Origin of the sequence: Geobacillus sp. ZGt-1, assembly GCF_001026865.1 — a bacterium.
GTDB lineage: Bacteria > Bacillota > Bacilli > Bacillales > Anoxybacillaceae > Geobacillus > Geobacillus thermoleovorans.
Genome location: NZ_LDPD01000016.1, coordinates 184,618 through 194,206, shown reverse-complemented (window position 1 = coordinate 194,206; position 9,589 = coordinate 184,618). Strand labels below are relative to the sequence as shown.

General features: G+C 54.7%; 9 protein-coding genes and 3 pseudogenes. 4 read left to right on the top strand and 8 right to left on the bottom strand.

What is annotated here, in order from left to right; translation table 11 throughout:
- From VU18_RS07360 to VU18_RS19660, 3 genes and pseudogenes are all read right to left on the bottom strand, one after another.
- Positions 1–659 (bottom strand): response regulator transcription factor (locus VU18_RS07360; protein ID WP_047757867.1); only part of this gene is annotated, 659 nt, incomplete at its 3' end.
- A 2-nt stretch (positions 660–661) separates the two neighbouring features.
- A pseudogene (locus VU18_RS19665) lies at positions 662–1,354 on the bottom strand (sensor histidine kinase); the annotation flags it as partial.
- A 1-nt stretch (position 1,355) separates the two neighbouring features.
- Positions 1,356–2,035 (bottom strand): HAMP domain-containing protein (locus VU18_RS19660; protein ID WP_236687318.1); only part of this gene is annotated, 680 nt, incomplete at its 3' end.
- Positions 2,036–2,250: 215 nt separating this feature from the next.
- On the opposite strand from VU18_RS19660, the gene VU18_RS07350 reads away from it, so the two are divergent.
- The 3 genes from VU18_RS07350 (at position 2,251) to VU18_RS07340 (ending at position 5,490) form a co-directional block, all read left to right on the top strand.
- Positions 2,251–4,344, top strand: coding sequence for a DNA topoisomerase III (locus tag VU18_RS07350; protein WP_025039084.1), 2,094 nt, complete (start codon positions 2,251–2,253; stop codon positions 4,342–4,344).
- A 121-nt stretch (positions 4,345–4,465) separates the two neighbouring features.
- Complete coding sequence (locus tag VU18_RS07345; RefSeq protein WP_014195787.1) at positions 4,466–4,663, top strand: hypothetical protein; 198 nt, start codon at positions 4,466–4,468, stop codon at positions 4,661–4,663.
- The gene (locus VU18_RS07340) at positions 4,663–5,490 is read left to right on the top strand and encodes a serine/threonine-protein kinase (protein WP_014195786.1); all 828 of its coding nucleotides are present in this window, start codon (positions 4,663–4,665) and stop codon (positions 5,488–5,490) included. The genes VU18_RS07345 and VU18_RS07340 overlap by 1 nt, the downstream gene beginning before the upstream one ends.
- A gap of 150 nt (positions 5,491–5,640) precedes the next feature.
- On the opposite strand, the gene VU18_RS07335 is transcribed toward VU18_RS07340, so the two are convergent.
- From VU18_RS07335 to VU18_RS07315, 5 genes and pseudogenes are all read right to left on the bottom strand, one after another.
- Positions 5,641–6,420 carry an enoyl-CoA hydratase/isomerase family protein gene (locus VU18_RS07335; protein WP_011231180.1) on the bottom strand — a complete coding sequence of 260 codons (780 nt, stop codon included), beginning with the start codon at positions 6,418–6,420 and terminating at the stop codon, positions 5,641–5,643.
- Positions 6,421–6,459: 39 nt separating this feature from the next.
- Positions 6,460–7,231, bottom strand: a pseudogene (locus VU18_RS07330) (SDR family NAD(P)-dependent oxidoreductase).
- Between the two features lie 69 nt (positions 7,232–7,300).
- Positions 7,301–8,079 (bottom strand): annotated as a pseudogene (locus tag VU18_RS07325) (SDR family NAD(P)-dependent oxidoreductase).
- A gap of 306 nt (positions 8,080–8,385) precedes the next feature.
- Positions 8,386–8,649, bottom strand: a complete 264-nt coding sequence (locus VU18_RS07320; protein ID WP_011231177.1) for a hypothetical protein — start codon at positions 8,647–8,649, stop codon at positions 8,386–8,388.
- 30 nt (positions 8,650–8,679) lie between these two features.
- A complete protein-coding gene (locus tag VU18_RS07315) occupies positions 8,680–8,946 on the bottom strand; it encodes a hypothetical protein (RefSeq protein WP_047757865.1) in 267 nt (88 codons plus the stop codon).
- A 153-nt stretch (positions 8,947–9,099) separates the two neighbouring features.
- Here VU18_RS07315 and VU18_RS07310 point away from each other — a divergent pair, with 153 nt between their 5' ends.
- Complete coding sequence (locus VU18_RS07310; RefSeq protein WP_042381163.1) at positions 9,100–9,297, top strand: hypothetical protein; 198 nt, start codon at positions 9,100–9,102, stop codon at positions 9,295–9,297.
- Positions 9,298–9,589 lie beyond the last annotated feature (292 nt).

Here is a 9,589-nt window from a genome sequence, read left to right as displayed (position 1 = left end):
TTGTAGCCGACGCCCCAGACCGTCTGCAAATATTCGTCCGCTGGGAACCCCGCTTTCCGCAATTTTTCGCGGATGTTTTTCATGTGGGAGTCAACGGTCCTCTCTTCCGTATCAGCGAGATAGCCCCATAGCGATGCGATGATTTGCCCTCGGCTGAACACCTGATTCGGGTGCTTTAACAGCAGTCCCAAAATGGCAAATTCTTTCGGCGTCAACGCAATCGGCTTATCTTCGTAGCGGACCGTATGTTCCTCTTCGTCCCATACAAGCCCGGCCGCGCGAATGGCGGAACGACCGCCGGCTGTACGGCGCAGCACCGCTTCAATGCGAGCAAGCAGTTCCGCCTCGTCAAACGGTTTCGTCACATAATCGTCCGCTCCGATTTTCAATCCTTGGACAATATCCGCCGTCTCATCGCGAGCGGTGACCATCATGATCGGCACATTCGAAAACGATCGGATGCGGCGGCACGTTTCCCATCCGTCGAGTTCTGGCATCATGACATCAAGCAGCACCAAATCGGCATGATGGCGCCGCAAATAGTCAATGGCTTCCGCCCCCGAACGCCGTTTCACGCAGCGGTAGCCGTTCGGCGCTAAATACAATTCCAATAAATCGAGCATCCGCTCTTCATCATCAACCAACAGCAAGGTATACATCGTTATCCCTCCGGCAGCGTAATGAGGATGGTCGTTCCTTTTCCTTGTTCGCTTCGAGCAGCGATCGTTCCCCCGTGCGCCTCGACGATTTCTTTGGCAATCGCCAAACCGAGTCCGGTCCCGCCGCTTGTCCGCGACCGCGATTTGTCAACCCGGTAAAACCGCTCGAAAATCCGGGGCACATCTTCCGGCGGAATGCCGGTTCCTTCATCGGACACGGCAATGACGATTCCTTGCTTTTGAAGGTGAACGGCGACGGCCACCGTCGTGCCGGAAAACGCGTACTTTCGTGCATTGTCAAGCACGTTGATCATCACTTGCTCGAACCGCTGCCGATCGATCGCGGCCATGACCGAACCGGGGCACTGGCACACAAGCGACAGCGATTTTTCCTGAAACGCGGGGCGCAGTTTTTCACACAATTTTGTCAAAAACGAACAAAGATTCGTCGGCTGCTTTTCAATCTGGAACGAGTGTTGCTCCAGTTTGGCTAATTCAAACAAATCTTTGACCATCTTTTCAATCTTTTCCGCTTCTTCGTAAATGATCGCCATATAGTTCGCCCGCTGCTCCTCAGACAGATGCGGACGCCTAGCAATGTCGGCGTATCCTTTCACATACGTCAGCGGCGTGCGCAATTCATGAGAGATGCTCGCTAAAAATTCGCTCCGCTCTTGTTTCAAATACGCCAAATCNTTGGCCAGCGTTTGAATCGCTCTCCCGAGTTGCGCCAGCTCGTCGTTGCCTTTCATCTCGAGGCGGACGGAAAAATCCCCCCGGCTGAGCGCCTCGGTCGCCTGTTTCATGCGAAGGAGCGGCATCGTGATGGCGCGGGAGAAAAAGGCGATGGTCAACACGGTGATCGCCACCGACAGCACGCCAACGACGATAAAATGATGCTTCAGTTTATACACCATCGTCCGGATCGAGCGGGTGTCTTGAAACATATACACATATCCTCTTGTTTCACCCCTGATTTGAATCGGGCTGACGGCGGCGATATGCGATGCCCGCTTCCAGTCGGTTTCGACCATCATTCCCCGGCGGGGAATATGGCGACCGTTCGTTAAAGGAATGATGCGCTTGGCAAACGGAACAATGCCGCTAGAAGCCGATACAATCCGGCGCCGGGCGTCAGTGATGGCGACATCGGTTTCCGCCTCTGATTCCATCATCACGACATGCGCCAACGTCGTTCGATCGTTATTTTTCTCCAAGACGTTGCGGTGGCTGTTTCCCCGCGCCAACAGCTGCGCGAATTCTTCCTCGATGCGCGCATGGACGAGCGTAGCGTAGAGGGAAACGAACAGCACCATTTCAATGGCCAAGACAAAGGCAAAAAACAGCATTCCGAGTTTCCATGACAGTTTTCGCACGGATTCCTCTCCTCATCCATCAAGCCCGAGTGTCATTTCAATTTTACTATTTTATTTGGCAAATGTGCAGAAAGTGTGGAGATGCGGCTTTGCGCCGCGCCAAGGCGTCTTGTCCTGCCAAGGAGACAAACCTTGGCGGATGCGTCTTTTTCCTTCTTCCTTTATACTAAGAAGCAGACTGTGCTCATGTAGAGACGACAGAAAGGGGTTTATCGATGAAATCGCTCGTGTTAGCGGAAAAGCCGAGCGTCGCCCGCGACATCGCCCGCGTGCTCGGCTGCAAGCAAGCACATAAACATTATTTTGAAGGAAAGCAGCACATTGTCACCTGGGCGCTCGGCCATTTAGTGGAGCTGAAGATGCCGGAAGACTACGACCGAAAATACGAAACATGGCGGCTGGAGGACTTGCCGATCATCCCAAAGAAAATGGGCTTGAAAGTCATTCGGCAAACAAGCCACCAGTTTCGCGCCATTGAACGGTTGGCGAAACGACCGGATGTGAAAGATGTCATCATCGCGACCGACGCGGGCCGCGAGGGGGAACTGGTGGCGCGCTGGATTTTAGAGATGATCGGTTGGACGAAGCCGATTTGGCGGCTATGGATTTCGTCGCAAACCGACCGCGCCATCCGCGACGGCTTCCGCCAACTCAAGCCCGGGGTGCAGTTTGAACGCCTGTATCAATCGGCCGTCTGCCGCGCGGAAGCCGACTGGCTGATTGGGTTAAACGTCTCGCGCGCCTTGACGACCAAATACAACGATCCGCTCTCAGCCGGGCGGGTGCAGACGCCGACGCTTGCGATGATCATCGAGCGCGAACGCGAGATCCAATCGTTCGTTCCCGTGCCATATTGGACAATTCGGGCCAAGATCGGGTCCATCACAGCCGTATGGGAGCGGCATGGCGGACATCGTCTGTTTGACCAAGACAAGGCCAACCGGCTGATGACTCGTCTCAAAGGCCAGCCGGCGCGCGTCACATCGATCAAACGGAAACGAAAAAGCGAGCCCGCCCCGCTGCCGTATGACTTGACCGAACTGCAGCGGGACGCAAACAAGCGGTTTGGCTTTTCGGCGAAAAAGACGCTCTCGGTGTTGCAGCGGCTGTATGAACAACACAAACTCGTCACGTACCCGCGCACCGATTCGCGTTATTTGCCAAGCGATATGGAAGCGACGATGACCGAGCGGTTGTTGGCGATGAAATCCGGTTATGAGGACGTCATCGCTCCGCTCCTTGCCAAAGGCAAAGCCAAAGCAGCCAAGCGGGTATTTAACGATGACAAAGTGACCGATCATCACGCCATCGTTCCAACGGATGAGCGGCTCAACCTTAGCAGGCTGTCGACTGATGAGCGCAAGCTGTATGATCTCATCGCCCGTCGCTTTTTGGCGCTGTTTTTCCCGCCGTATGAATCCGAAACGACGACAGCTGTCTTTGACATCGGCGGCGAAATGTTTGTCGCCAAGGAGACGGCGGTTGTGAACTTCGGATTTAAAGCGGTTCTCGGCAAAGAAGAAACGGATGCCAAACCGACGTTGTCACACCTCGCAGAAGGTCAGACGCTCCCATCGGTGCAGCTTGAGAGGGAACAATCGTTCACCGAACCGCCCGCCCGTTATTCGGAAGCTGATTTGCTCGCGCAAATGGAGAAATACGGGCTCGGCACGCCGGCGACAAGAGCGGACATCATCGAACGGCTGGTTGAAACCGAAGTAGTCGAGCGAAAAGACGGACGGTTTTATCCGACGAAAAAAGGGAAACAGCTGATTGAGCTCGTCAATGAAGAGCTGAAATCGCCGGAATTGACCGCCCGCTGGGAGCGGGAGCTGGAGGCGATCGCCCGCGGGAAAGGAAATCCACAACAATTTTTGGCCAACATCCGCCGTCAAACCGAAACGCTTGTCGCCGAAATCAAGCAGAGCGAGCAGGTATACAAAGCGCCAAACCTCACAAATCTCACATGCCCAGAATGCGGCGCGCTTTTAAAAGAGCGGAAAACGAAAGACGGACGGATGCTTGTCTGCTCGAACTTAGCGTGCCGCTACCGCCGCCGGCGCGACCCGAAACTGTCGAACCGCCGTTGCCCGCAATGCCACCGGCGCATGGAAATGCATGAAGGAAAAGCAGGGATGTATTTCCAATGCCGCCCGTGCAATATTGTCGAAAAAGCGGACGAGACCAAACGCATCGCCGCAAAAGGCAGCGAACGGGCGCTTCTCAAAAAATACAGCCCGGCCAACGAATCGTTTGGCACGAGTTTAGGGGAGCTGCTCAAGCAGGCGTTGAACGAAAAAAAGGAATGAGGTTGCCACACCGCGCTAGGGGCTAATGCCCCTGGCGGTTTCTTTTTCATCTTTGAAGTCTGAAACTTCCTTCTCATTGCCTCGTATATATAGGTAAATCTATCGCAAAGGAGCGATCGCGATGTTGAAAAAATGGCTAAAAGCACTTTTCGACCATCCCCATCATCCGTCGCACTACCATAAACATTACAGCAGCAGCGACCACCATTATTACAACCCGACGTATCACTCGCACCATCACCCGTCCCAGTACGGCCATCACCATTACAAAAAGAAACATCACAGCGGCAGTTTCTTCTCGAGCTTCTTCGGCAGCTGATGAAACGTTTGTTCGAACGCCATCCGCTCATCGCCCGCTGGTTTGACCGGCCGCATCGGAACGGAACTATACTTCATGGCCGCTATGAAGTCATCGAAGAGCTCGGGATGGGAAGCTACGGCATCGCCTACAAAGGGTGCGATCACCTGACAGGCCGTCTTGTCGTCATCAAACAAGCGCGGCGGACAAAAGGAGAAGACGGCCGCCGCTTGCTTCGGCGCGAAGCTGACGTGCTCGCCCGCCTGCGCCACCCGCAAATTCCGAGGCTGTATGATCGGTTTGTGGAGCGCGGACAGCCGCATCTCGTGATGGAGTATATCGACGGAGAAACGGTGGAAGACCGGATTTTCAAGCTGGAAGCCAAGTACACGGAACAAGAGGCGTTTCGATTGTTAAAGGAGGTGCTTGAGGTCGTCCGGCACGTCCATGCTTTCGGCATCGTCCATCGCGATTTGCGCATCCCGAACATCATTTGGCGCGATGGAACGGTGGCGATCATCGATTTCGGCTTGGCCTGCCGCATCGGCGAACCGGTGGATTTCCGCGATGACGACCCGCTGGAAAAGCGGCTGCGGCGCAAACCGCATCCACGAAGCGATTTCTATGCCCTTGGACACTTCACCTTGTTTTTATTGTATTCTGCCTATGAACCGATAAGTGACGAGGAAAAAAGCTGGGAAGAAGAACTTGACTTATCCTCGAACGCCCGCAGGATCTTGCGGAAAATGCTGCAGCTGGATGCGCCGTATGACCATGTTGACGAGTTGATCGACGACGTGGATCAGTTGCTCGCAGAACCCATCCGGAATCAAGCAGGGGCGCTTTGACGTTTGATCGCACCGCTCCCCGACCAACCACCCCTTTTCCCCATTTGGAAAGGGGGGCTGTTTCATTTGAGGCGAAGTGAAAACAAAATACGCCCTGTCTCCCGCTGATGGAGAAACAGGGCGCAACGCTCTTTCGGCACTGCCACTCGCTTATTTTCCTTGGAACACCGGGCTCCGTTTCTCTTTAAACGCCGTCACCCCTTCGCGATGGTCTTCGGTTTCCACCATCAACCCTTGAACGAGACGCTCTTCTTCGAGAATCTCCTCAAGTGTCGCGGTCAGCGCGTGTTCAATCAGCCGTTTTTGTTTTCCGATGGCTTTCGTGGGCCCACCCGCCAGCTTCGAGGCGAGCGATTCTGTCGCCTCGCGCAGTTTCTCAGCTGGGACGACCTCGCTTAGGACGCCCAATTCATACAGGCGACGGGCTGAAATCGGATCGGCGGTGAAGAAAAACTGTTTCGCCAAATGCGGACCGACAAGCCGCGGCAGCCAATACGACCCGCCGCCGTCCGAGACAAGGCCAACTTTCGCAAAGCTCAAAATGAATTGACTGTCTTCGGCCGCGAGGATCACATCGCAAGCCAGCGCCAAATTGAACCCAGCTCCGGCCGCCACGCCGTGCACGGCGGCCATGATCGGTTTCTCGCATGATTTCATCGCCAAAATGAGCCGGTTGAGTCGGCCGATATGCTCATACGCCTGCGGGGCGCTCGACTGCCCCATCGTTTTCACATCCCCGCCGGCGCAAAACGCCCGCCCAGCGCCGGATAAGACGATGACGCGGACGGCATCATCCGCCGCGGCGCGTTCGATTTCATCCGTCAGTCCGGCAATCATCTCCGGGCTGAAGGCATTGAGCCGCTCCGGGCGATTCAGCGTCAACCATAATACAGAACCGGATTGTTCCACAAGCAAATGCGAGGTTTCCATATTCCTTTCCTCTCCTTTTCCATTTTGGACTTTTCAGTTTCATTTGATGAGCCATCCGCCATCGACCAACACATCAGAGCCGGTCATGTACGACGCTTCCGAAGAGGCAAGAAACGCAATGACGTTGGCGATCTCTTCCGGCGCTCCCACCCGGCCTAAGGCGGTGTTGCGCTCGATGGCTTTCACAAACCGCTCGTTTTGCAGTCCGCGCTCGGTAAGCGGCGTCTCGACAAAACCGGGCGAGACGGAATTGACGCGGATGCCATACGGCGCCAGCTCCAAAGCGAGCGATTTGGTCAAGTTGATGACCCCTGCTTTCGCCGCGCTGTAGTGCGGAATTTCCGCCCCGGCCTGATGGCCGGACAATGACGCTACGTTCACAATCGCCCGATTGGCGCGCTCGCGTTTTGCCCCTTCGATCATCAGCGGAGCGAGCGTTTGCGAGACAAGAAAGACGCTTTTCATATTGACGCGCTGCACATCATCCCCACTCTTGTTCGGTGAGCTCGAGCCATTTCGTATGGGTCGAAATGCCGGCATTGTTGACGAGCACATGCAAGTCGCCGTACCGATTTTGGACGTATGCGGCCAAGGCGCGCACTTGTTCGCGGTCCGTGACATCGGCCGCAAACCGATCGGCCACCCCTGGCACCCCAAGACGCGTGATGTCTTGCACCGTTTCTTCCAGTTTGACGGCTGTGCGGCCGACAAGCACGACAGTCGCCCCTTCCTGAGCCAGGCGGACGGCCGTCGCCCGGCCAATGCCGCTTCCCCCTCCAGTAATCACAGCGACGGTATTGGCAAAACGCATCGTTTCCTCTCCCCTCTCGTTTGTGCGACCTTTGTTTTCATCCGTTGCCCCGTATCAGCCGTCCGACGTCTAAAACGTCAGCCCGCCGCCGTCGACCGACAATGTCGCGCCGGTGATAAACGACGCTTCATCGGACGCCAAAAACAACACCGCGTTCGCCACTTCCTCTGGCGTCCCGATGCGGCCGAGGGCGTTCGCTTTCGAAATGATCGGCCATTTGCGCTCATCTTGTTTCCACGGCGTGATGATGTTCGTATCAATGACCCCCGGTGCAATGGCATTGACGCGAATGTTAAACTTCCCATATTCCAATGCCGCATTTTTCGTCAACAAAATCACCCCGGCCTTCGAGGCGTTGTAGGCCGATTCGTACTTTTTCCCTTTGATTCCAAGCAGGCTCGATGTGTTGACAATGGCCCCGCCGCATTGCTTCATCACGGGCACCGCGTATTTGATGCCAAGGAACACTCCTTTCAAATTAACGTTGATGACCCGGTCCCACTCTTCTTCAGACAAGTCGGTGCTCCGCACTTCCGAATGGCCGATGCCGGCATTGTTAAAGAGAATATGTAGGCCGCCAAAGGCATCAACCGCCGTTTGGACAAGGCGGCTCACTTGCTTGGAATCGGATACGTCCGTTTGGACAAAAATCGCCTCCCCTCCCTCTAGAAATGTTGTAACGGGAATGCTCCTTTTTCCCGAATCAGGCGGACCGTTTCTTCCCCTCCTTCCTCATTGATGTCGCTCACCGCCACTTTGGCGCCTTCTTCCGCAAAGCGAATCGCCGTCGCCCGGCCGATGCCGCTCGCGCCGCCGGTGACAATCGCCGCTTTTCCTTTTAGCCTCATGATCTTCCCACCTTTCGATCCACTTCTGAATCCGTTTTCAACAGACGATATACCAACCGGTTAGTATGTTGTTTCTTTATTATACATCACATTTAGAATATTTTAAACATTTTTATACCCCTAATCGGAAAAGCCTGCACTTCCAAACAAAGACGAAGCCAACGGCAATCGAGCCTGCTTCCCCTCCTAACGCGTCTCCTTCCTTCAATGAACACCATGCCGTTCAGGAAAAAAGAGGAGCCTCGGTTTTGGCTCCTCGTTCATTCATCGATGAGGTCAGCGGCGCTGCCGGCGGTTCGGCCTTCATCAGCTCCCCTGTCCTGAAATTTGGAAAAAGAACGATCGACACACGGAATCCAATGACTGCAACCGCTCGATCAGCCCCTGTAAATCGCACGTATGGAGCGTATCGCTCAGTTCGCGGCCTTCCTCCGTCACCAAGTACAAGTGAATTTCCATGCATCCGTCCCAGCGGACGTTGGCGTCAAGCCAGCCATCTTCGCTCTCAAGCTCCAGCCCCACCGTCTCCCCTTGGTCATTTTCGTGTTTTGTTTTGATGACCCATACCATCCTTCGTTCCGCCCTTTCCTGTTCGCCGCCTCACTCTTGTTGTTCCGCTCCGATTCCTGACACCGGGGAGCCAGTGGACGTATGTTCATTCACCCAATGGAGTGCCGCGTCCACCACTGCATCGGCGTCAGAAAGCTGGGTGCGGTGCTCAATGATCCAATTGAGCCCGTCTTGCGGATCAAGGTCATGTTGTAAACATTCCACCAAAAATGATTGGACACATGCCGCATCGCTCCGCTCCCACGCTCCGCACTGGCGGCGCCAAATCGCTTCGATCGCATCTTTCCCGAACTGCATTGAGTTCCTTCCCTCCTGTTGCCCATATTGTCATCCATAGTATGCCTACAACAGATGACAGGGCTCCACAAAAGAAATTGGCGGGAAAGGATTTGATTTCCATTTATACGGCCTCCATCAATGGCCATACTGAGAATATGGAGGTGTTGATTCATGAGAGAGCCTTGGGAAGAACGCGGCGCCACTTCCAGCCTGCCGCGCTATACCCCGGGAATTGGCGTTCCCGATGAAATGAGCCCGATTCGCGACATCGCCCGCGGTTTTGAAAACGGTCGGCCGCCGGTCATGGAAGTCACGCCAGCTGACAGCCGCCAAAAGACGGATGGCATCCATCTTCCGCCTGTTAACTGAGCATTTTGAGCCGCTAGGAAATGGAACGCTCTCCCATCTAATACAAAGGCGTAAAGGTGGGAGATTGTTGGATACACTTGCCCCACGACTATTTGCCAGCCTAGCCATCCCCATGCGTTCCACGGTTAGGCTGTTTTACTCTCAAAGACAGCAAATCCAGCCTTTCCTAACAGGATATTCTAGGCGGGGGCTCATCCCGATCATCTTTCTCCCACTTACGCTCATTCATGGAAGTTGGGGACCTTCTTGGTTCAAAAATGATAAAATGGATCAATTGTAAATTATCATTTTA

What these genes read in the sequence shown, in the direction of transcription:
- VU18_RS07340 (WP_014195786.1), top strand. Translation starts at nt 4,663, where the DNA reads ATGAAACGTTTGTTCGAACGCCATCCGCTCATCGCCCGCTGGTTTGAC.
- VU18_RS07315 (WP_047757865.1), bottom strand. Translation starts at nt 8,946, where the DNA reads ATGCAGTTCGGGAAAGATGCGATCGAAGCGATTTGGCGCCGCCAGTGC.
- VU18_RS07350 (WP_025039084.1), top strand. Translation starts at nt 2,251, where the DNA reads ATGAAATCGCTCGTGTTAGCGGAAAAGCCGAGCGTCGCCCGCGACATC.
- VU18_RS07335 (WP_011231180.1), bottom strand. Translation starts at nt 6,420, where the DNA reads ATGGAAACCTCGCATTTGCTTGTGGAACAATCCGGTTCTGTATTATGG.
- VU18_RS07310 (WP_042381163.1), top strand. Translation starts at nt 9,100, where the DNA reads ATGAGAGAGCCTTGGGAAGAACGCGGCGCCACTTCCAGCCTGCCGCGC.
- VU18_RS07345 (WP_014195787.1), top strand. Translation starts at nt 4,466, where the DNA reads ATGTTGAAAAAATGGCTAAAAGCACTTTTCGACCATCCCCATCATCCG.
- VU18_RS07320 (WP_011231177.1), bottom strand. Translation starts at nt 8,649, where the DNA reads ATGGTATGGGTCATCAAAACAAAACACGAAAATGACCAAGGGGAGACG.